This window comes from Allorhizobium borbori, assembly GCF_014196535.1.
Taxonomy (GTDB): domain Bacteria; phylum Pseudomonadota; class Alphaproteobacteria; order Rhizobiales; family Rhizobiaceae; genus Ectorhizobium; species Ectorhizobium borbori.
The window spans coordinates 320,336-340,420 of sequence record NZ_JACIDU010000001.1 but is presented as its reverse complement, the minus strand read 5'-3'; the positions used below and the strand labels follow the sequence as shown (position 1 = coordinate 340,420).

At 62.1% G+C, this 20,085-nt stretch carries 16 protein-coding genes; 2 read left to right on the top strand and 14 right to left on the bottom strand.

Translation table 11 applies throughout. From position 1 onward, the window contains the following. Positions 1 to 27: 27 nt before the first annotated feature. A complete protein-coding gene (locus tag GGQ66_RS01625) occupies positions 28 to 630 on the bottom strand; it encodes a TetR/AcrR family transcriptional regulator (RefSeq protein ID WP_183788700.1) in 603 nt (200 codons plus the stop codon). 105 nt (positions 631 to 735) lie between these two features. On the opposite strand from GGQ66_RS01625, the gene GGQ66_RS01620 reads away from it, so the two are divergent. Continuing rightward, a complete protein-coding gene (locus GGQ66_RS01620) occupies positions 736 to 975 on the top strand; it encodes a putative antibiotic biosynthesis monooxygenase (protein WP_183788698.1) in 240 nt (79 codons plus the stop codon). Between the two features lie 54 nt (positions 976 to 1,029). Here the strand turns inward: GGQ66_RS01620 and dnaJ are convergent, their stop codons facing one another. The 6 genes from dnaJ to GGQ66_RS01590 form a co-directional block, all read right to left on the bottom strand. Next, positions 1,030 to 2,166: a molecular chaperone DnaJ gene (dnaJ, locus tag GGQ66_RS01615; RefSeq protein WP_183788696.1), complete on the bottom strand. Its 1,137-nt coding sequence runs from the start codon at positions 2,164 to 2,166 to the stop codon at positions 1,030 to 1,032. 84 nt (positions 2,167 to 2,250) lie between these two features. Continuing rightward, positions 2,251 to 4,155: a molecular chaperone DnaK gene (dnaK, locus tag GGQ66_RS01610; RefSeq protein WP_183788694.1), complete on the bottom strand. Its 1,905-nt coding sequence runs from the start codon at positions 4,153 to 4,155 to the stop codon at positions 2,251 to 2,253. A gap of 186 nt (positions 4,156 to 4,341) precedes the next feature. Beyond that, positions 4,342 to 6,636 carry a transglycosylase domain-containing protein gene (locus GGQ66_RS01605; RefSeq protein WP_183788692.1) on the bottom strand — a complete coding sequence of 765 codons (2,295 nt, stop codon included), beginning with the start codon at positions 6,634 to 6,636 and terminating at the stop codon, positions 4,342 to 4,344. Between the two features lie 180 nt (positions 6,637 to 6,816). Continuing rightward, a complete protein-coding gene (locus GGQ66_RS01600) occupies positions 6,817 to 7,275 on the bottom strand; it encodes a YbaK/EbsC family protein (RefSeq protein ID WP_183788690.1) in 459 nt (152 codons plus the stop codon). Positions 7,276 to 7,913: 638 nt separating this feature from the next. After that, on the bottom strand, positions 7,914 to 9,296 hold the full coding sequence (locus tag GGQ66_RS01595) for a M20/M25/M40 family metallo-hydrolase (protein ID WP_183788688.1): 1,383 nt from the start codon (positions 9,294 to 9,296) through the stop codon (positions 7,914 to 7,916). Between the two features lie 80 nt (positions 9,297 to 9,376). Next, entirely contained in the window at positions 9,377 to 9,793 is a 417-nt protein-coding gene (locus tag GGQ66_RS01590; RefSeq protein WP_183788686.1) for a MarR family winged helix-turn-helix transcriptional regulator, read from the bottom strand. Positions 9,794 to 10,166: 373 nt separating this feature from the next. Between GGQ66_RS01590 and polA the strand changes: the two genes are divergently transcribed. After that, entirely contained in the window at positions 10,167 to 13,145 is a 2,979-nt protein-coding gene (gene polA / locus GGQ66_RS01585) for a DNA polymerase I (RefSeq protein WP_183788684.1), read from the top strand. Positions 13,146 to 13,281: 136 nt separating this feature from the next. Here the strand turns inward: polA and phnN are convergent, their stop codons facing one another. The 7 genes from phnN to phnC all read right to left on the bottom strand — a co-directional run bounded on the left by phnN (position 13,282) and on the right by phnC (position 20,084). Then, entirely contained in the window at positions 13,282 to 13,863 is a 582-nt protein-coding gene (gene phnN / locus GGQ66_RS01580; protein WP_183788682.1) for a phosphonate metabolism protein/1,5-bisphosphokinase (PRPP-forming) PhnN, read from the bottom strand. After that, positions 13,863 to 15,002 carry an alpha-D-ribose 1-methylphosphonate 5-triphosphate diphosphatase gene (locus GGQ66_RS01575; protein WP_183788680.1) on the bottom strand — a complete coding sequence of 380 codons (1,140 nt, stop codon included), beginning with the start codon at positions 15,000 to 15,002 and terminating at the stop codon, positions 13,863 to 13,865. Before GGQ66_RS01575 ends, phnN begins: the two co-directional genes overlap by 1 nt. Positions 15,003 to 15,021: 19 nt before the next feature. Continuing rightward, positions 15,022 to 15,708, bottom strand: coding sequence for a DUF1045 domain-containing protein (locus GGQ66_RS01570; protein WP_183788678.1), 687 nt, complete (start codon positions 15,706 to 15,708; stop codon positions 15,022 to 15,024). Between the two features lie 169 nt (positions 15,709 to 15,877). Beyond that, entirely contained in the window at positions 15,878 to 17,227 is a 1,350-nt protein-coding gene (gene phnE, locus GGQ66_RS01565; protein WP_183788676.1) for a phosphonate ABC transporter, permease protein PhnE, read from the bottom strand. Further along, positions 17,227 to 18,207 carry a phosphonate ABC transporter, permease protein PhnE gene (gene phnE / locus GGQ66_RS01560; RefSeq protein WP_183788674.1) on the bottom strand — a complete coding sequence of 327 codons (981 nt, stop codon included), beginning with the start codon at positions 18,205 to 18,207 and terminating at the stop codon, positions 17,227 to 17,229. Before phnE (GGQ66_RS01560) ends, phnE (GGQ66_RS01565) begins: the two co-directional genes overlap by 1 nt. 68 nt (positions 18,208 to 18,275) lie before the next feature. After that, complete coding sequence (gene phnD / locus GGQ66_RS01555; RefSeq protein WP_183788672.1) at positions 18,276 to 19,181, bottom strand: phosphonate ABC transporter substrate-binding protein; 906 nt, start codon at positions 19,179 to 19,181, stop codon at positions 18,276 to 18,278. A 69-nt stretch (positions 19,182 to 19,250) separates the two neighbouring features. Beyond that, positions 19,251 to 20,084 (bottom strand): phosphonate ABC transporter ATP-binding protein, encoded by an 834-nt coding sequence (gene phnC, locus GGQ66_RS01550; protein ID WP_183788670.1) that lies wholly within the window; start codon positions 20,082 to 20,084, stop codon positions 19,251 to 19,253. Position 20,085 lies beyond the last annotated feature (1 nt).

Sequence of the window (20,085 nt, the reverse complement as noted above, 5' to 3'; positions counted from 1 at the left end):
TATTCGTGCCAGCGGCGATACCGCCGCTCATGACTTGGCAATGCCAGAAAGCAGCATGTCCACCGTCTTGATGATGTCGGCGTCGTCATCGCCCAGCCGGTCGGTCAGAAGCCGGCTCCAGGCGAAGCTCGACAAAAGCTCCGTCACCAGTTCCGGATCGATATCGTCGCGTACCTCGCCGCGTGCCTTGGCCTCGATCACGATTGCGCTGCTTTGGCAACGCCGGTCAGCCATATAGGCTGTGAGCGCCGCCGCGGTGTCGGCATCGGCCTGCGCCTCGGCCACCACGGAACGGAACAATGCACCCGTGGTGGGATTGCGCCAGGCGGAAAAAAGGTTGTTCAGATAGACGATGAGGTCATCACGCAGATTACCCTTCGGCGCGTGGGAGAAATGCGTGCGCTTATGATTGTGGTAGACATCCAGGAGGAGGGCTGCCTTGGACGGCCACCAGCGATAGATCGTCGGCTTGCCGGCCCGCGCGCGCCGCGCCACCGCCTCGATGGAAAAGCCGGCAAGGCCGTTTTCCATAAGCACGGCCTGCGCTGCCGCAAGGATCGCCTCCTCGCTGGCGGGGTTGCGCTGCGCACCGATGGAACGCCGCGCCGGCCTTTCCGCAATCTCTGCCATGGTTTCTCTCCCGGATCATTTTTCGCGACGATAGCACGAAAGGGACTTGAACGGAACGTTTCGTTCTTATATAAACGAAACGTTCCGTTCAATAAAGGTTTCCCCATGAGCAATCCTTCCGCTCCCATCCGCAGGCTCTCCAAGCCGCATCTGGCCCTTGCCATGCTGCTGCCGGTCTATCCGCTGATTACCGTACTGCTCTATATCGTCATGCCGCTCACCGAAGGCTGGGCCATCTGGCAACGAACCCTGCTCATCGCTCCGATCATGATTATCAGCATCGTCTTCTTCGTGGCACCCATGGTGCAGAAGCACTTTGCCAGCTTCATCATGCGCCCGGCTTGACGAAAAAGGCCGGAGCGTTTCCGCCCCGGCCCTGGCAGCAAGCATCGCTTACGATCAATTGTCGAAGAAGTCCTTCATTCGGGCGAAGAAGCCGGAGGATTCCGGGCTGTTTTCGCCGGAGGAAAGCTTCTCGAACTCCTGCAGCAGTTCGCGCTGGCGTTTGGTCAGTTTCTGCGGTGTCTCGATCTGGATCTGGATATAGAGATCACCGACCTGGGACGAGCGCAGCACCGGCATGCCCTTGCCCTTGAGGCGGAACTGCTTGCCGTTCTGCGTGCCTTCCGGAACCGTCACGCGCGACTTCGTTCCATCCAGCGTCGAAACGTCGAATGTGCCGCCAAGGGCCGCCGTCGTCATCGAAATCGGCACCGTGCAGTAAAGGTCCGCGCCATCGCGCTGGAAGAACTCGTGCGGTGTCACCGACAGGAAGATGTACAGGTCGCCCGCCGGTCCGCCGCGCAGGCCGGCCTCGCCTTCGCCCTGCAGGCGAATGCGCGTACCGTCCTCGATGCCCGAGGGGATGTTCACCGAGAGCGAACGCTCTTCCGTCACCCGGCCCTGACCGTTGCACTTGGTGCAGGGGTCGGAAATCGTCTGACCGCGACCGTGGCAGGTCGGGCAGGTGCGTTCGACCGAGAATAAACCCTGCGCGGCGCGCACGCGGCCAGAACCCTGGCAGGTGGCGCAGGTTTTCGGCTGAGTGCCGGGCTTGGCGCCCGTGCCGGTGCAGACATCACAGGTGATCGAGGTCGGCACACGGATCTGCGCAGTCTTGCCCGAGAAGGCTTCCTCCAGCGAGATCTCCATGTTGTAGCGCAGATCGGCACCGCGTTCGCGACCGCCCGAAGCCCTGCGGCCACGGCCGCCGCCCATCATCTCGCCGAAAATATCTTCGAAAATATCCGAGAAACCACCAGCGCCGAAACCACCCGCGCCGGCACCGCCACCGCCGCCGAAACCGCCCTGTTCGAAGGCGGCGTGGCCGTAACGATCATAGGCCGCGCGCTTTTGCGGGTCCTTCAGCGTTTCGTAAGCCTCGTTGATTTCCTTGAACTTCTTCTCGGCTTCCGCATCGTCCGGATTCTTGTCGGGGTGATATTTCATGGCCAGCTTGCGGAAGGCGCTCTTCAGCTCCTTCTCGTCAGCGGTCTTGCTCACGCCCAGCGTTTCGTAGAAATCAGCTTTTGCCATGGAAATTCCTGTCCTTAAAGAACGTCCGGCTGCCTGTTGAGACAGCCGGACTCCAAGGTTTCAGACTTGAACGAGAGTCTCGGCTTAAGCCGACTTCTTGTCGTCCTTGATTTCCTCGTAGTCGGCATCGACGACGCCGTCATCCTTGCCACCTTCGGCGCCAGCGCCGGCTTCCGCCTGCTGGGCTTCATAGATGGCCTGGCCGAGCTTCATGGCGACTTCGGTCAACGACTGAGTCTTCGCCTGGATGTCTTCGGCGTTGAGTTCCGGCGCTTCGAGGGCGGTCTTGAGCGCGGCAATGGCATCCTCGATCGACTTGCGGTCGGCTTCGGAAACCTTGTCGCCATAGTCCTTCAGCGACTTCTCGGTGGAGTGAACGAGGCTTTCGGCCTGGTTCTTGGCTTCCACGCCTTCGCGACGCTTCTTGTCCTCGGCAGCATGGGCTTCGGCATCCTTCACCATCTTCTCGATGTCGGCGTCGGAGAGGCCGCCGGAAGCCTGGATGCGGATCTGCTGTTCCTTGCCCGTGCCCTTGTCCTTGGCGGACACCTGCACGATACCGTTGGCGTCGATGTCGAAGGTCACTTCGATCTGCGGCATGCCGCGTGGTGCCGGCGGCAGGCCAACGAGGTCGAACTGGCCGAGCAGCTTGTTGTCGGCGGCCATTTCACGCTCGCCCTGCGAAACGCGGATGGTCACGGCCTGCTGATTGTCTTCGGCGGTCGAGAAGGTCTGGCTCTTCTTCGTCGGGATCGTCGTGTTCCGTTCGATCAGTCGGGTGAAGACACCGCCGAGCGTTTCGATGCCGAGCGACAGCGGGGTCACGTCGAGCAGCAGAACGTCCTTGACGTCGCCCTGCAGAACGCCGCCCTGGATGGCCGCGCCAAGAGCGACGACTTCATCCGGGTTCACACCCTTGTGCGGTTCCTTGCCGAAGAGCTGCTTGACGACTTCCTGCACCTTCGGCATGCGGCTCATGCCGCCGACCAGAACGACTTCATCGATCTCGGCAGCCGAAACACCGGCATCCTTGAGAGCGGCCTTGCACGGCGCGATGGTGCGCTGAACGAGGTCGTCGACCAGGCTTTCGAACTTGGCGCGGGTCAGCTTCAGCGTCAGGTGCTTCGGGCCAGATGCGTCGGCGGTGATGAACGGCAGGTTGATTTCCGTCTGCTGCGAGGAAGACAGTTCGATCTTTGCCTTTTCGGCAGCTTCCTTGAGGCGCTGCAGAGCAAGCTTGTCGTTCTTCAGGTCGATGCCGTTGTCCTTCTTGAACTCATCGGCAAGATACTCGACGAGACGCATGTCGAAGTCTTCACCGCCGAGGAAGGTGTCGCCGTTGGTCGACTTCACTTCGAAGACGCCGTCGCCGATTTCCAGAACCGAGATATCGAAGGTGCCGCCGCCAAGGTCGTAGACCGCGATGGTCTTGCCGTCCTTCTTGTCGAGACCGTAGGCCAGCGCTGCCGCCGTCGGCTCGTTGATGATGCGCAGCACTTCCAGACCGGCGATGCGGCCGGCGTCCTTGGTGGCCTGACGCTGGGCGTCGTTGAAGTAGGCCGGAACGGTGATGACGGCCTTTTCGACCTTCTCACCGAGATATGCTTCCGCCGTTTCCTTCATCTTCTGAAGGATCATGGCCGAAATCTGGGCCGGGGAATAGTTCTTGCCGCCTGCCTGAACCCAGGCATCGCCATTGTCGCCCTTGACGATTTCGAAGGGAACGAGACCCTTGTCCTTCGTCACGGTCGGGTCGTCGTAGCGGCGGCCGATGAGGCGCTTGACGGCGAACAGCGTGTTGGTGGGGTTGGTCACGGCCTGGCGCTTTGCCGGCTGACCGACGAGGCGTTCGCCGTCGTCCGAGAAGGCGACCATCGAAGGCGTCGTGCGTGCGCCTTCTGCGTTTTCGATCACCTTGGCATCCTTACCGTCCATGACGGCGACGCAGGAATTGGTCGTTCCGAGGTCGATACCGATAACTTTTGCCATGTTTACTTCTCCTTGAAGCAGGTCGCCGGAACCCCTTGAAGGCATTTGCCTGGCGACCCCTTGACGTATGGTCCTGATGTCGGGGCCTCCGGGGCCACGATTATGACGGGTATATAAGGAGCCGTTTTTCGGACTGCAAGGCGCTTGAGCGCTCAAAACCGGCCAAAATTCAGCTTGTTGGAATGTTCAGTTGCCCATGATGACATCGAGCAGCGTCGTCGGACGCGTGCCGCGCGGCTGGCCGGGGGCGGGGCCGATATCGGCGGGCGGAACAGGGCCGCCATTGGCCTCCATCGGGCCGGGTGAAGGGAAGTTGCCAAAGTTGCCCGACGCGGGCGGAAGCGGTGCCACCGCGCCGGTCTGTTCCGGTGTCAGGCCCGGCCGGGGAGGGGCTTCCCGCTCACCCGGAAAGACGCCGGAAATAATGTCCATGATCGTCGTCTGCTGCGGCGCCTGCGCCGGAGGAAGGTCCTGCGGCGGGGCGGCGTCGAGCGGCGCGGGACCTCCGTTGCCGAGCCCGAAGAGCGGAGCAGGCGAAAGCCCCTTGTGGGCCGCCGTCATGAAATCCTTCCAGGCTTTTGCCGGCAGGCCGCCACCCGTGACCTTCTTCATCGGCGTGCCGTCGTCATTGCCGAACCAGATGCCCGCCGTCAGGTTGGAGGTGTACCCGACGAAAAGTGCGTCGCGGAAGGACTGCGTCGTGCCGGACTTGCCAGCCGCCTGCCAGCCATCGATTCTTGCCGCCTTGCCGGTGCCTTCGGTGATGACGCGCGACAGCATGGCGTTCATGTTGGCGGCGATGGCGCCGGAAATGACGCGCGGCGGGTTATCATATGTGTTTTCGTAGAGCACCTTGCCGTCCGCACCGGTGATGCGCCGGATGATGTGCGGCGTTGCCCGGTAACCGCCATTCATGAAGGGCGCGTAAGCCGAGGTGAGTTCCGTCAGTGACACTTCCGACGTGCCGAGCGCGATCGAGGCGTTGGACTGAAGTTCCGAATCGATACCCATGCGGTGGGCCAGCTTGATCACGTTGTCCGGCCCGGTTTCCATCACGAGCTGGGCCGCAATGGTATTAAGCGAATTGGCGAGCGCGGTGGCCACCGTCACCGGGCCGCGATATTTTTGCTCGTAGTTTTCCGGCGTCCAGTTGCCGATCCTCACCGGCGCGTCGTTGCGGATCGAATCGGGGGTCACGCCCTGTTCCAGTGCCGTGGCATAAACGAACGGCTTGAAGGCCGAGCCCGGCTGGCGCTTGGCCTTTACCGCGCGGTTGAACTGGCTTTCAGCATAATCCTTGCCGCCGACCATGGCGCGGATCGCACCGGTGCCGTCGATGGCGACAAGGGCGGCTTGCGTTGCGCCCAGCTTCTTGCCCTCGCCGTTCAGAATCTTGGAAATGGTCTGGTCGGCCTTGTGTTCCAGCCCCATGTCGATGGTCGTATCGACGACCACATCCTGCTTGACCTCGCCAATGAGCCGCTGAACCTCGTCCATCACCATGTCGGCGGCGTAATATTGCGCGCCGGACCAGAAGCTTTTGGCCTTGGTCGGCGGCTGGCTCATGGCGGAGGCTACTTCGCTGTCGGTAATCAGGCCCTGATCGCGCATCACGCCCAGAACCACCTGCGCGCGCGCTTCCGCCGCCTGGGGATCGCGGGCCGGTGAAAGCCGCGACGGAGCCTTCAGAAGGCCGGCGAGAAGCGCGGCTTCGCCCAGATTGGCATCGCGGGCCGACTTGTTGAAATAGCGCCGCGAGGCCGCCTCGACGCCATAGGCGTTCGAGCCGAAGAACACGCGGTTCAGATACATCGCCAGAATCTGGTCCTTGGTGTAGTGCTGCTCCAGCCAGAAGGAGAGCAATACTTCCTGCACCTTGCGCTCGATGGTGCGTTCGGGAGAGAGGAACAGGTTCTTGGCAAGCTGCTGGGTCAGCGTCGAGCCGCCCTGGATCGGCTGGCCGGTCAGATTGTTGAAGAAGGCGCGGGCAAGGCCGAGCGGATCGATGCCGAAATGCGAGTAGAAGCGTCGGTCCTCGATGGCGACCACGGCCTGCGGAATGTATGGCGACATGGCGTCGAGCGACAGCGCCTCGCCGCCGGTTGCGCCGCGATTGGCAATCGTATCGCCATCGACGGAAACGATCTTCACGTTCGGCGGGCGCTCGGGAATGGACCAGGTGGAGGCGCTCGGCATGCGCGCGCCGTAATAGACGAGAATGCCGGCAAGGCCGATGCCGCCCCAGATGCCGAGCACAAGTGTCCAGTAGATGGCAAAGCGGATGAGGCCGAACAATCCGCCGGACCGCGCCCGCCGCTGTCCAGCTTGCTTGCGCGCTTTGGATTTCGCCGGTTTGGAGCCGCGCCCGCCGCCGCTCACCCGTTCGCTGGCGTCGAGACGGAAGTCATTGCCGGAATCGGAGCGGCTGCCCGCCTCGAAGGAAGGTTCCATACGCTGGGATGGTCTTTTCTTGCCTGCCATGGAACCGGCCATATCCTCCTGATATTCCGACCTTGATTAGAAGAAGGTCCATGAATGCGTCGTGAACCGACCGCGAGCCCTGAGGCTGCGCATCACCAATGCGCGTGGACTGGACTCTAAATGAGGCGATTTAAGGGGGCGTAAACGGGCGGTTAACCAGCCCGCTCCCGCGTTCTGCTGCTACTGGCAGAGATCGGCCCATTCGGCCTGTACCAGATCCGCCATGCGTTCAGGGCCGATATGCACGGCGGCATTGGTCGCGCCTGCGGCGGGCACGACGCGCGGATAGGCCTTCAGCGAAATGTCGCAATAGATCTTGATCGGCGATGGGAGGCCGAAGGGGCAGACCCCGCCGACCGGATGGCTGGTAACGGATACGACCGTCTCTGCATCCAGCATGCGTGGCCTCACGCCGAAGAAATCCTTGAATTTCCGGTTGTCCAGCCGCTTGGTACCGGCGGCGACGACCAGGGCAATGTCATCCCCCAGCTTGACGGCAATGGTCTTTGCGATCTGGTCGGGCTCGACGCTGTGGGCGTGCGCCGCCTCAGCCACCGTGGCGGAGCTGGCTTCGGTCACGATAACGTCGATGTCGGGGGCATGCGCGGTAAAGAACGCGCGAACGGATTCAATGCTCATGCGTGAAATCTACCCCGGAATGGCGGATGGTCAACCCGTAGCGCTTTAGGTATGCGTTTGGTGCATAACAGCGCTGCCTTAATGTGTCTGTTTTTTAGGCGCGACTAGCGTATCTTGTGATTAACCAAGTGACGCAATTCTCCTCCCGGTGTCCTTGGCTTTGGACTGGCAACACCCTCCTCCCGGTTGCTGGTCAGTTTCAAGCAGCCCGGCCTTCCTCCTCCCAGGCCGGGCTGTCTGCTTTCCGGATTTCTGAACAGGACCTCTTGAAAGCAAGGGCAGGACTTCCCATCTAGCGTTCATCGGTGTTCCGAAGAAACAGTTTCACGCAAGACAGCCGGGTTAGGCTTGGCATGCATGAAACGGAAGCGGTCGCCTGAAGATGCGAGCAGTACGGTTAACCTTGTGTTAATCCTTTTGCTGCAAGCTTGTCTTCAAGAGCGTTCACGGGGTGTAAATCCTGACGCGCCGGAAAATCGAGATTTAATTCGCGTCGAAATGCTGACCACGGATGTACTGGCAGGTTTCGGGTAGCGGATTGGGAAAGGTCGGGCTTGCCCGGCCTTTTTGTTTTTCAGGCATCCGGAACGCAAAAGGGGCGCTGTCAGCGCCCCTTGGTGTTTGGCAGAGGTTTTTCCTCAAAGTGCCGCCAGAATCCGGATCCACGAGCGGATGCCCTTGTGGAAGGATTGCAGTTCGTATTTTTCGTTCGGCGAGTGGATACGGTCGTCAGCCAGACCGAAGCCGACCATCAGCGATTCCATGCCAAGCGTCTTCTGGAAGTCACCGACGATCGGAATCGAGCCGCCCATGCCGACAACGATGGCGGGCTTCGGCCATTCGTCGGAAAGCGCAATCTTGGCCTTCTGGAGAACGGGTGAATCGTAGCCGAGATGAATGGCGGGCGAAGCGCCGTGTTCGTGGAATTCCACCGAGCAATCCGCGGGTATCTTGGAGCGCACATAGGCGCGGAAGCTTTCGCGCACCTTCGCGGGGTTCTGCTGGCCGACAAGGCGGAAGGAAACCTTGGCCGAGGCCTGCCCCGGAATGACCGTCTTGAAGCCCTGGCCGGTATAACCGCCGATGATGCCGTTTACTTCCGCCGTCGGGCGCGCCCAGGTCAGTTCCAGAACAGAGCGGCCCTTTTCGCCGGAGGGAATGGATAGGCCAACCTCGCCCAGAAAGCTCTCCGCATCGCGACCGAGTTTCGCCCACGAGTCCTTGATGTTTGACGGCGTTTCCTCGACGCCCTCGTAGAAGTCGTCCAGCGTCACGCGACCGGTTTCGTCGTGCAGACCGGCGCAGATATCGGCGACGATATGGATCGGGTTGGCGGCAGCCCCGCCGAACATGCCGGAATGCAGGTCGCGGTCGGCAGCAGTGACGACGAACTCTTCGCCGACAAGGCCGCGCAGCGTTGCGGCAATCGCCGGCGTTTCGCCGTCCCACATGCCGGTGTCGCAAACAAGGGCGTAATCCGCCTTCAGTTCGGCGGCGTGGGCATCGAGGAAGGGCTTGAGCGACGGGGAACCGGATTCCTCTTCACCCTCGAACAGGATCGTGACCTTCACCGGCAGACTGCCCGTTACGGCCTTGTAGGCCGCGCAGGCTTCGACGAAAGTCATCAACTGGCCCTTGTCATCGGAAGAGCCGCGCCCGGTAATGACCTTGCGGCCCCCCGCAATCTCGGCAATCGACGGGTCGAAGGGATCGCGGGTCCACAGGTCGATGGGATCGACGGGCTGCACGTCGTAATGGCCGTAGAACAGCACATGCGGCGCGTCCGCCGTCGCGCCCGCGTGGTGGGCAACGACCATGGGATGACCGGCGGTATCGCGCACGGAAGCTTCAAAGCCGAGTTCGATGAGCCGGGTCGTCAGCCATTCCGCCGCCTTGCGGCATTCCGGCTTGTAGGCCGGATCGGTGGAAATCGAGGGAATGCGCAGCAACGCGAAGAGGCGCTCGAGGCTGGCGTCCAGATTCGTGTCGGCATGGTCGAGAAGGGCGGAAAGATCGGTCATGGGTGGGGACTCACTTGGTGAAACACTCGGCGCCGAACGAAGCACGCCCAGCCGCGCGGCGCAAGAAACTTTGCCGCGCCCTACACCTTGCCGGCGTTGCCGATGATGCGACGGATATATTCCAGCATCAGTTCGCGCTCGAAGGTGCGAAAGCCCGCAAACAGCGCGTCATCCGCCGCTGTGGCTGCGGTAATCGCGGCGTCGCGCATGCTGTTGGCCTTGTCCGTCAGGCGGATGACCTGCTTGCGCTTGTCCTGAGGGTGCGTCTTCCGCTCGATCAGTCCGTCGCGTTCCATGCGGGACAACGTGTTGGCGAGGGTTGCCTGTTCCACGTCGAGGCGGTCGAGGAGGTCTTTCTGGGTCAGGCCATCGCCGTTCCACAGTTCCACGAGAACGGGAAATTGTCCGGGCAAGAATCCGACGCTCGCCGACCGCTCCTGAAGCGACCGGCTGAAGCTCTTCGCCAACTGGCTGGCGAGATATGTAGCCGAATTCATACGATCGAACGCCATGGAAACTGCATAAGCCGAATTCGTGCCGCATACAATCACAGGGTAGTCGCATATTGTACCCAGGGTAAATGCCAACAAAAAAGCCGCCACGGTCCGGGGGCTGACCATGGCGGCTGTGCTGTTGGACGAAGACCCGGAGAGGGGGGAAGGTCTCCATCCGGCCTGCCGCGGCGGGGGACGGGCCAGCGGCAAGAGCGGTGGCGGTTTCATCCGCCGATGAGTAACAGATGATAGGCCAAATGCGGCTTTTCAAGGGAATGCTGCATTACAATTCGGTAACGTTCCGGTGAGCGATCATCGTGTTGGCGGTAGAAGTTTGTATGGACGCGGGCGGGCGCGGCGGGTTATCCATTCGCCCATGAAAAAAGGTGATCATCTCTTCCTCGTCGACGGCTCCGGCTTCATTTTCCGCGCGTTTCACGCGCTGCCGCCGCTCACCCGCAAATCGGACGGCCTGCCCGTCGGCGCCGTGTCCGGCTTCTGCAACATGCTGTGGAAGCTCATCACCAATGCGCGCGATACCTCGGTGGGCGTCACCCCCACCCATTTCGCGGTCATTTTCGACTATTCCTCGAAAACCTTCCGCAAGGAGCTTTTCCCGGAATACAAGGCGAACCGCTCGGCGCCTCCGGAAGAACTGGTCCCGCAGTTCGGTCTGATCCGCCAGGCGACGGTGGCCTTCAACCTGCCCTGCATCGAGACCGAAGGCTTCGAGGCCGACGATATCATCGCCACCTATGCCCGCATGGCGACGGAAAAGGGCGGCGACGTCACCATCATTTCCTCCGACAAGGACCTGATGCAGCTCGTTCGCGACAACGTCCACATGTATGACAGCATGAAGGACAAGCAGATCGGCATTCCCGACGTGATCGAGAAATGGGGCGTGCCGCCGGAAAAGATGATCGACCTGCAGGCTTTGACGGGCGATTCGGTCGACAATATTCCGGGCGTCCCCGGCATCGGTCCGAAGACGGCGGCGCAATTGCTGGAAGAATACGGCGATCTCGAAACGCTGCTGGCCCGCGCCGGCGAAATCAAGCAGGCCAAGCGCCGCGAGAACATCATCGAAAACCGGGAAAAGGCGCTCCTTTCGCGCCAGCTCGTGGAACTGCGCACCGATGTGCCGCTCGATGTCGATCTGGACGGGCTGGTACTGGAACCGCAGGACGGGCCGAAGCTTGTCGCGTTCCTCAAGGCGCTCGACTTTACGACCCTGACCCGCCGCGTGGCTGAGGCGACGGGCACGGACGCCGCTGCCGTTGAAGCGGTTGAGGTGACAACCGAATGGGGCGCCGACGCACACGGGCCGGATGTCGGTGAAGGTGGCGCTGCCGCCGCACCCGCCACCGCCAGGGTTGAAACAACCCCTAAAGCCGCGCCGGTGGCCGCTGCCGGCGCGCTGACGCCTGCCGCCCTTTCGTCTGCCCGGGCCGAAGCCTTCAAGGGCGTGAAGATCGATACGGAAGGCTATGAGACCGTGCGTGATCTCGATGCGCTCGATCGCTGGATCGCGCTGGCGCGTGAGACCGGCCTCGTCGCCTTCGATACGGAAACCACCTCGCTCGATCCCATGCTGGCCGAACTCGTCGGCTTCTCGCTGGCAGTCGCCGATAACCGTGCGGATGCGACGGGCGTTTCGGTCAGGGCCTGCTATGTGCCGATCGCCCACAAGGCCGGACAGGGCGACCTGCTGGGAGGCGGGCTGGTGGAAAACCAGATCCCGCTCGGCAAGGCGCTGGAACGGTTGAAGCCGCTTCTGGAGGATGCCGCCGTCCTCAAGGTGGCGCAGAACCTCAAATACGACTACCTTCTGATGAAGCGTCACGGCGTCGAAATCGCCGGCTTTGACGATACGATGCTGATGTCCTACGTGCTGGAGGCCGGAACCGGCTCGCACGGCATGGACGCGCTGTCGGAGCGCTGGCTTGGCCACACACCCATCGCCTACAAGGACGTTGCAGGCTCGGGCAAGGGGGCGGTCAGCTTCGACATGGTGGATATCGCCCGCGCCACGGCTTACGCGGCCGAGGACGCGGACGTGACGCTGCGTCTGTGGCAGGTGCTGAAGCCCCGCCTCGTCTCGGAGCAACTTGTCACCGTCTATGAGCGACTGGAGCGCCCGCTGGTGCCGGTTCTGGCGCGCATGGAAGAGCGAGGCATTTCCGTCGACCGGCAGATCCTTTCGCGCCTTTCCGGTGAACTTGCCCAGAAGGCCGCTGCCTTCGAAGCGGAAATTTACGAGCTGGCCGGTGAAAGCTTCAATGTCGGCTCGCCCAAGCAATTGGGCGATATCCTGTTCGGCAAGATGGGCCTGCCGGGTGGCGCCAAGACGAAGACCGGCCAATGGTCCACCTCCGCACAGGTGCTGGAAGATCTGGCCGCCGCCGGTCATCCGCTGCCGCGCAAGATCGTCGACTGGCGTCAGCTGACCAAGCTGAAATCCACCTATACCGACGCGCTGCCGGGCTTCATTCACCCTCAGACGAAGCGCGTGCACACGTCCTATTCGCTGGCGGCGACCACGACAGGGCGTCTTTCCTCCTCGGAACCGAACCTGCAGAATATCCCGGTTCGCACGGCGGAAGGCCGCAAGATCCGCACCGCTTTCATCGCCACACCCGGTCACAAGCTGGTGTCGGCCGATTACAGCCAGATCGAACTGCGCGTGCTTGCCCATGTCGCGGAAATTCCGCAGCTCACCCGCGCCTTTGCCGAGGGCATCGACATTCACGCCATGACGGCATCGGAAATGTTCGGTGTGCCGGTGGAAGGTATGCCCTCTGAAGTGCGTCGTCGCGCCAAGGCTATCAACTTCGGCATCATCTACGGCATTTCCGCCTTCGGTCTGGCCAACCAACTCGGCATCGAGCGCTCGGAAGCCGGCGATTACATCAAGAAATATTTCGAACGCTTCCCCGGCATCCGCGATTATATGGAATCCACCAAGGCCGAGGCGCGCGAGAAGGGCTATGTCGAGACGATTTTCGGCCGTCGCGCCTATTATCCGGAAATCCGCTCGTCCAACCCGCAGGTGCGCGCCTTCAACGAGCGCGCCGCCATCAACGCCCCCATCCAGGGCTCGGCAGCGGATATCATACGCCGCGCCATGATCCGCATGGAAGGCGCCCTTTCAGACGCAGGTCTTGCTGAACAGGCCCGCATGCTGCTCCAAGTTCACGACGAACTGATCTTCGAAGTAGAAGACGAGGCCGTCGAGGCGACGCTGAAGACGGTGACGCACACCATGGAAAACGCCGCCATGCCGGCGCTCGACATGCGCGTGCCGCTCAAGGTCGATGCCCGCGCGGCACATAACTGGGATGAGGCGCATTGAGGGTTTAGACCTCACGCGCTCCCAGGCCTGTCGGGTATTGTTGGCACAAGGGGCAGGAATGATGGAGCGATCCTGTTGCCCTCCTTCTCCCCGGTGGGGAGAAGGAAAGGCGGCACACGTTAACCCATAGAGCGGATCAGACCCGCTTAGCCACCGCTGTTTCCAGAACGCCGATGAACGCTTTCACCGCATCGTTGAGCGCGCCGCTATTATCCACGGTCACCACATCGAGATGACCGTCTATATCCGCCGGCGTGCGGGCAAGGCGTTTCAGAATATCCTCGCGGCTTTCGCGACCGCGGGCCGCAAGCCGTTCGGCCAGAACCTCAGGCCTTGCCGTCACCGAGATCACCCGCACACGGGTAAAGACCCGGTCGAAGGCGCGCAGTGCCGAGCGGGAGCCGTTGACGATAGCGACGTGGCCTTTGGCGAGTTCCTCGCAGGTGGTGCGCGGCACGCCGTATTTCAGGCCATGTGCGCCCCACCAGACCGCGAAACGATCCTCCACTACCAGCCGGTCGAAGGTCTCGCGGGAAACGGCTTCGTGGTCCTCGCCGCCCGCTTCCGCCGGGCGTGTGATGACGCGGCGCACGAAGTGAACGTTACCACGCCCGGAAAAATGCGTGCGGGCAGCGTCCATCAGTGTGTCCTTGCCGGCCCCGCTCGGGCCGACGACGACGATCAACAGTCCCTTGCCGGTGCCGGCAACACACTCCATCAGACGACCCGCCGGCCTTCGCGCCACACCGAACGCACCACCGGCACGTCGTTGGAGCGGTGTACCCGAACGAGATCGGCGCGCAGCCCTGGCGCGATACGGCCGCGATCATCGAGCGAAACCGTGCGGGCCGGCGTCGCCGTCACCATGGAAATGGCTTTGGGCAGCGACATGCCCTCGACGCTTTCGGCCAGCAGGAAAGGCGCATAAAGCAGGCTGAACGGCACGTAATCCGACGACAGAACGTCCAGAACGCCGTGCTCGGCCAGATCGCGGGCGGCGATGTTGCCGGAATGCGACTTGCCGCGCACCACATTCGGTGCGCCCATCAGCACGCTCATCCCGGCACTGTGCGAAGCCTTCGCCGCCTCGATGCTGGTCGGGAATTCGGCAAGACGCACGCCATGGCCGATGGCTTCCTCGACATGGGCAACGGTTGCGTCGTCATGGCTTGCAACGGTAATGCCGCGCTCGGCGCAGGCCTGTGCGAGATAATCACGGTGCTTGGCCGAATATTCGGCCGACAGCGCCTTGCGACGGGCAACAAAGCGCTCGAAGGCGGCGTCGTCCAGCCCGCGCTTGGTTTTGTAGTAGAAGACATACTGGTCCATTGACTGGAACTGCCGCTGGCCCGGGGAATGGTCCATCAGCGAGATGAGGCGGACATGCGGGTCTTCCTCGAAATCGGAAAAGTGGTCGAGTACGTCGTTCGAGGCCACTTCGCAGCGCAGGTGCAGAAGGTGTTCGGCCCGCAACCGTCCCTCGCGTTCGGCGGATTGGATCGCATCGGCCATCTCGCGCATTTCACCCTTCTGGAAGCCGCCGTCCTCGTCGGAGCCGAGACGCAGGCAGTCGAACACGGTGGTGATGCCGGAGGACGCAATCTGCGCGTCATGGGCCTGAATGGCGGCCGTCTTGTTCCAGCGCACGCTGGGACGCGGCGAATAATGGCCTTCCAGATGGTCGGTGTGCAGTTCCACGAGACCGGGGATCAGGAAGTCGCCTTCGCAATCCTCGCCGGTCTGCACGTTGCCGGCAGAAATGTCGGCGATCCTGCCATCACGGACAAGGATGGTTCCGTTGACGATCTCGTCCTCGAGAACGATGGCGGCATTGGTGAAGATCTGTTCGGCGGGCATGGTTTTCTCTCGTGCGGGGTCAGGCCGCAAGTGGCAGCCAGGTGTGGACGGTGAATGGCGCTCCCCGTTCGGGCTCAACGAAAAGAGCAAGCCCGGACACGGTCAGCGGCTTTCCGAGGAAGGAAGCGAAACGGGTTTTCAGCAGGGGTTCGATGGCATCGGCCAGTGCCGGTTCCAGCGCGCCGGACAGCGTCATGTGAAAGCGGAATTCATCGAACACGTAGGGATAGCCCCAACGCAGCAGATGCTCGCGCTGGATGGCCGGCAGCGTATCCGGCTTGCGGCGGGCAATGTCACCTTCCGAAAGCGGCGCCCGGAAGGGCTCGAAGCGGCGAACGGCTTCGGCGGCGAATGCCTGCAATTCAGCCGAGGGCTGGCCCGGCACGAGCGCGAAGAAGGCGCCGAGGCGACCGAGCGCCAGCGAAGGAATTTCGAAGCGACGGGTTTCGGCGGCGAAAGAGGCAAAGCTCTCCGTCAGTTCCGTCAGCGAAGCACCGTCCTTCAGCGCGAAGGGAGCCTTCAACGTGGCATGGAAGCCGTAGCGGCGCGGTTCGGCGGTTGCTTCCCGGAGCGTTTCGGAAGAAAGAGGCGGTTCGTCGCCCTGGGCAACGAGCCCTCCGGAGAAGGCGTCGCGACCGAGCCACCGGGCGGCCGCAACGGTCAGCGGATCGTCCTGGGCGGGCGTGAAATAAAGGGCATAGCGCACGGGCGGGTCTTTCAGTCGGCGGCGGGAGTGGTGCATTAGAGTGCAAACGCCACCCCGTCGCAAGGTCGGTTCTGCCCTAACGCCGTTCCGTGACAGAATGATGATGCCTTTGAGCGCGTCGCGCAAAAGTGTGCAGAGGCTTTGCGATGACGACACGCTGTGACTGGTTTCAGTGTCCCTGCTTGCCGATCAGCTTCCAGCGCAACGTGTTCGAAATGTTGTCGAACAGGAAGACGACGCCAAGGATGAGGAGCACCATATAGGCCACCTTGTCCCAGTCGGCATTGGTGCTCATGGCCTCCAGCAGCTTGAGGCCGATGCCGCCTGCACCGACGGCGCCGATGACGGTGGCCGAGCGGATGTTGCTTTCGAAGAAATAAAGCGATTGCGACACGAAGACCGGAAGAACCTGCGGCACAACGCCGAACCGGTTGACCAGCGCCGACGAAGCCCCGAGCGACTTCATGCCCTCGCGCTGTTTCTCGTCGACGTTCTCGATGGCCTCGGCATAGACCTTTCCGAGCGCGCCGGAATCGGTGAAGAAGATCGAGGCTATTCCGGGGATCGGTCCGGGACCGAAGCTGCGGGTGAAGAACAGCGCCCAGATCAGCATGTCGACGGAGCGCAGGAAGTCGAAGGCCCGCTTCATGCCCCAGTTGGCGACACGGTTGCGCGTGATGTTGCGCGCTGCGATGAAGGCCAGCGGAAAGGCCAGCACGGTGCCGAACAGCGTGCCGACAAAGGCCATCACCAGCGTCTGGGCAAGCTGTCCGAACACATCGCCATGCTGCCAGACATGGTTTTCAAGGAAGTCGTCCGCCATAGCGGAAATGTTGGAACGCGCGGGGTCGAGCCTTTCACCGCTTATGGCAAGACCGGCAAGTTCCGTAAAGCTCTTGCCCCAGAAGGCGGAGCGCGTATCGAAGAAGAAGTTCGCCCAGCCGAGGAAGCGGCGCTGCACATAGACCTGCGAACCGCGGATTTCCGCCTGCCCCGCAAAACCATAGCTGACGATGACCTTGGTCTCGTCCTGACGGATGGCGGACGGTCGGTCGGCGGGCGCACGCACTGCATCGGCGGTAATCGTCACGGGGTAGGAAACGCCGTCGATGATGACGTCCACGGCGGTCGTCGTCACCTCCAAACGGTTGTCGGCGTTGCCGTAAAAGACGGTATAGCCGCCATCGGTGCGCGGTTGCAGCCAGTCGATCTTTGCGCCCTCGGGATACTGCCCGCGCAGCGTCCATTTCGGCGTTACCTTGCCGTCCTCGAAGCGCAGGCGCGGCTGGGCCCGCCAGGAAATCCAGTCCTGCAGATAGGCCGTGGCGCGGTCCCATTGCCCGTTCATCAGGGTGGGGCCGACATTGAAGAAGACGAAGCTGAGCGCGAGATAGACGGTTGCGGCGGCAAGGCCGATGGCCAGCCCGAAGCGCTGCAGGAAGCTGCGCCCGAGCACGGTGGCATATTGTCTTTCGATGCGCTCGCGGTCGGCCAGCGGAATGAGCGGTGTCGAGTGCATCACAGGGCTCCCGGAGCGGCGAGAAGGGGCTTGTCGGTCATCAGGCGGCGGCGCAGCCAGGCGGAGAACTGGTCGATGGCGATGATGGTGACGAGCAGGAGAATGATGATCGCATAGGCCTTGGCCGCGTGGTCGCGCCCGATGGCCAGCCGGAACACCTCGCCGATGCCGCCACCGCCCACCGCGCCGATGATGGTGGAGGCACGCACATTCACTTCGGCGCGCAGCAGTGTGTAGGAGACGAAGTTCGGGAGAACCTGCGGCACGATAGCGAAGCGCACGCGGGTGAGCCAGTTTGCACCGACGGCGCGCAACCCCTCATCGGCCTTCATGTCGGCATTTTCCACTACTTCGAAGAACAGCTTACCGAGCGCGCCGACCGTGTGGATCGTAATGGCGACGATGGCCGCGATCGGGCCGATGGACAGGATCGCGGTGATGAGCCCGGCAACGACGATTTCCGGGAAAGCGCGCATCACTTCCATCGTGCGGCGGACGACGAAGCGTGTCGCTCCGGCCCCGACCAGATTGGTGGAGGCGAAGAAGCACAGGCAGAAGGCAAAGGTGCTGCCGACCAGCGTCGAAACCAGTGCGATATTCACGGTGATTACGAGCTGGTAGATGAAATGCGGAATGTAGATGTTATCGGTGATGTAGACCCGCTCCGACGTGAAATCATATTTCAGCGACCCGTCGGCCAAGGGGGAAGGCAGGTCGAACATCGCGCGGAAAATATCGACCGGGCTGTCGGGCGTGAAGGTCTTCAGGAAGTCGAAGAGATAGGGCAGGCGTTCGAGGAACTTGCCGGAATTGGCGCTGTTGGCGAAGTCGAGCGAAGCGACGAGGATGACCGTGAACACCGCGATGGATAGCACGGTATAGATCCGGCGGCGGTTCAATTGCTGCTGGTAGTGGCGCATCGTCGTCACGGCCTGTGCGCCGAGACGAGGTTCCGGGGATTGTGCCAGCGTGGTCGCCATGCCGTTTTCCTTTTCATAAGAAAGGGCGGCCCCCGGATGGAAAGCCGCCCTGCATGCCGTGGATGCGATCAGCCGCCGATGACGGACTTACGGGCGTCGATGATCGTCTGGTAGAAGGAGGAATCGACCTTGATATAGGCCTGGTTCTTGCCCTGGGTGTAACCCTGGAAGCAGGCGAGGTCCTTCTTCGGCAGTTCCATGAAGAAGTTCTCGACCTTGGTCTTCATGTCCTCGCCGAGCTTGTTCGACACCATCAGCGGGCCGTTCGGGATGAGCGGCGACTTCCAGATCTCGACGATATCGTCCATATCGAGAATGCCCTTGCCAACCATCTGGTGAAGGTTGCCGGCGGAATAGCCTTCTTCCCACTTGCCAACGCCCGAGCCGAACGTGGTGCCGGCATCGAACTTCTTGTCGAGAACGGCGAGAACGAGCTTTTCATGGCCGCCGCCGAAGCCGGTTTCGGAGAAGTACTCCTTGATCGGCGCGCCGATGTCCTTCGGCAGGGCGACGTTCGGAACGAGATAGCCGGAGGTCGAGTCGGGATCGGCGAAGCCGAGCTTCTTGCCCTTGAGGTCGGCGAGCGTCTTGATGCCGCTGTCCTTGCGGGCGACCATGATGGAGTAGTAGCCGCTGGAGCCGTCCGAACCCGTATAGGTCAGGATCGGGTCGACCGCCTTCGGATCGGCAAGGGCAATCTTGGCATAGGAGGAAGCGCCCATGGAAGCGATGTCCAGCGTACCGCCGAGCAGGCCCTGGATGACGCCGTTATAGTCCGGCGAAGGGAAGATCTGGACGTCTTCGACGCCCGTTGCAGCCTTCAGGCCATCGGCAACGCACTTGGTGTTGCGAACCTGGTCGGCTTCGTTTTCCGAGCCATCGAGGCCGATGCGCAGAACCTTGACGTCTGCAGCGGCAGCGGAACCGGCGAGAACGCCAAGGGCGGTCGCGGCAAGAAGAAGTTTCTTCAGCATGAGGTGTTTCTCCTGGTTGAGGGGATCAAGAAAAATGGCGCCCGCATGGACGCCATGATGGGAATGAATTCAGGCCATCACCGAAAAGGAGGCGACGGCAACCGGTGCGGCATGACCAACGCTGATCGCAGTCGAGGTCATGCTCTCGTCGATTTCAGCGCCGTCATGACCGGTGCCGTAGATCGTGCGCACGGCCTCGGCATCGAGTTCGTTCGGGCCGCCGTCAAACACGACGCGGCCGGCCGACATGCCGATGATCCGCTCGCAATAGGCGCGGGCGGTATCGAGCGTGTGCAGGTTGGTGATGACGGTAATGCCTTCGCGTTCGTTGATGTCCTTCAGCGCATCCATGACGATGCGGGCGTTGAGCGGATCGAGCGAGGCGATGGGTTCGTCTGCAAGCAGCATCTTCGGCGACTGCATCAGGGCGCGAGCAATGGCCACGCGCTGCTGCTGGCCGCCCGAAAGCGTGCCTGCGGCCTGAAGCGCCGTTTGCTCGATGCCGAGCCGTTCCAGCGCGGCAATCGCGGCAATGCGCTCTTCGCGGGTGAAGATGTTGAGCAGGCTCATCGCTGTCGAACGATGGTTCAGCCGGCCGAGCATGACATTGGTCAGCACATCGAGGCGCGGCACGAGATTGAACTGCTGGAAGATCATGGCGCAATCGCGCTGCCAGTTGCGCAGCGCCCCGCCGCGGAGCGCGGAGACTTCGAGATCGCCGAAATGCAGCGAACCGGAGGTCGGGTCGGCCAGACGGTTGATCATGCGCAGAAGCGTGGACTTGCCGGCGCCGGAGCGGCCGATGACGCCGACCATCTGTCCCTGCGGAATGCTCAGATTGACGCTGTTTACCGCGATATGACCGCCGAAACGCCGGGTGACATTCCTCAGTTCGAACTTCATG

Bases quoted from the DNA above. Each gene is read 5' to 3' on its own strand.
- polA (WP_183788684.1), top strand. From the start codon at position 10,167: ATGAAAAAAGGTGATCATCTCTTCCTCGTCGACGGCTCCGGCTTCATT.
- GGQ66_RS01620 (WP_183788698.1), top strand. From the start codon at position 736: ATGAGCAATCCTTCCGCTCCCATCCGCAGGCTCTCCAAGCCGCATCTG.
- dnaJ (WP_183788696.1), bottom strand. From the start codon at position 2,166: ATGGCAAAAGCTGATTTCTACGAAACGCTGGGCGTGAGCAAGACCGCT.
- phnN (WP_183788682.1), bottom strand. From the start codon at position 13,863: ATGGAGTGTGTTGCCGGCACCGGCAAGGGACTGTTGATCGTCGTCGTC.
- GGQ66_RS01575 (WP_183788680.1), bottom strand. From the start codon at position 15,002: ATGCCCGCCGAACAGATCTTCACCAATGCCGCCATCGTTCTCGAGGAC.
- phnC (WP_183788670.1), bottom strand. From the start codon at position 20,084: ATGAAGTTCGAACTGAGGAATGTCACCCGGCGTTTCGGCGGTCATATC.
- GGQ66_RS01600 (WP_183788690.1), bottom strand. From the start codon at position 7,275: ATGAGCATTGAATCCGTTCGCGCGTTCTTTACCGCGCATGCCCCCGAC.
- GGQ66_RS01595 (WP_183788688.1), bottom strand. From the start codon at position 9,296: ATGACCGATCTTTCCGCCCTTCTCGACCATGCCGACACGAATCTGGAC.
- phnE (WP_183788676.1), bottom strand. From the start codon at position 17,227: ATGCACTCGACACCGCTCATTCCGCTGGCCGACCGCGAGCGCATCGAA.
- phnD (WP_183788672.1), bottom strand. From the start codon at position 19,181: ATGCTGAAGAAACTTCTTCTTGCCGCGACCGCCCTTGGCGTTCTCGCC.
- GGQ66_RS01625 (WP_183788700.1), bottom strand. From the start codon at position 630: ATGGCAGAGATTGCGGAAAGGCCGGCGCGGCGTTCCATCGGTGCGCAG.
- GGQ66_RS01590 (WP_183788686.1), bottom strand. From the start codon at position 9,793: ATGAATTCGGCTACATATCTCGCCAGCCAGTTGGCGAAGAGCTTCAGC.
- dnaK (WP_183788694.1), bottom strand. From the start codon at position 4,155: ATGGCAAAAGTTATCGGTATCGACCTCGGAACGACCAATTCCTGCGTC.
- phnE (WP_183788674.1), bottom strand. From the start codon at position 18,207: ATGGCGACCACGCTGGCACAATCCCCGGAACCTCGTCTCGGCGCACAG.
- GGQ66_RS01605 (WP_183788692.1), bottom strand. From the start codon at position 6,636: ATGGCAGGCAAGAAAAGACCATCCCAGCGTATGGAACCTTCCTTCGAG.